At 67.8% G+C, this 875-nt stretch carries 1 protein-coding gene; it reads left to right on the forward strand.

The annotated features are described in order from the left end of the window. The first annotated feature begins 116 nt into the window (after window positions 1-116). Window positions 117-866, forward strand: a complete 750-nt coding sequence (locus ACYUD3_RS38510; protein WP_470981170.1) for a transposase — start codon at window positions 117-119, stop codon at window positions 864-866. Window positions 867-875 lie beyond the last annotated feature (9 nt).

Consider the following 875-nt stretch of genomic DNA (forward strand, 5'->3'; position numbering starts at 1 on the left):
TGAGCTTCTTCGAGTTGGCTACCGATCGGGTGACGGTCGGCGAAGCGCAACGAGCGAGGCCCCCGGGCTGTTGATCGAGATGTCTGACGTCTCAATCACGTTGCTCGGGGGCCTCGTTGGTCATTTATCCTGCCGCACTCGACCTGCCGCATGCGCTCGTGGAGTGGGTGACCATGCTTCTTGTCACCCGTGAGGGGGACCGCCGCTGCAAGCTCCGCCCGTCCCAGCGAGCGATGGTGGCACTGGTGTACCTGCGCGAACACATCACCCTGGCGAAGATCGCTGCCGGGTTCGGGATCAGCGAGTCCACCGCCCACGCCTACACCAGCACGGTCATCGACCTGCTCGCCGACCGTGCCCCGGGGCTGCTGAAGGTCCTGCGCGAGACCGATGCGGACTTCGTCCTGCTGGACGGCACGCTCGCCGAGTGCGACCGGGTCGGCGACGGACGGGCCGACTACTCCCACAAGCACCGCCGGCACGGGGTGAACGTGCAGGTGATCACCGATCCGGGCGGCCGGCTGCTGTGGCTCTCACCCGCACTGCCGGGCCGGGCCCACGACCTGACCGCTGCCCGCACCCACAGGATCATCCGCATCTGCGAGCGCCAGGGCGTCCCCGTCCTGGCCGACCTCGCCTACCAGGGCGGCGGCCCCTGGGTGACCACCGGCAACAAACGAAGGCCCCTGCAAGAACTCACCCCCACCGAGAAAACCGTCAACCGGGCCCTGGCCGCGGCACGGGCACCGGTCGAACGCGGCATCGCGCGCCTGAAGTCCTGGCGGATCTTCCGCAGATCCCGGTGCAGTCCAAACCGCATGACGTCAATCGCCAAAGCCGTCCTCGCACTGGAGCGACAACGCTGAAGAAGCTCA

It is taken from the genome of Streptomyces sp. AMJ-169 (genome assembly GCF_055597585.1).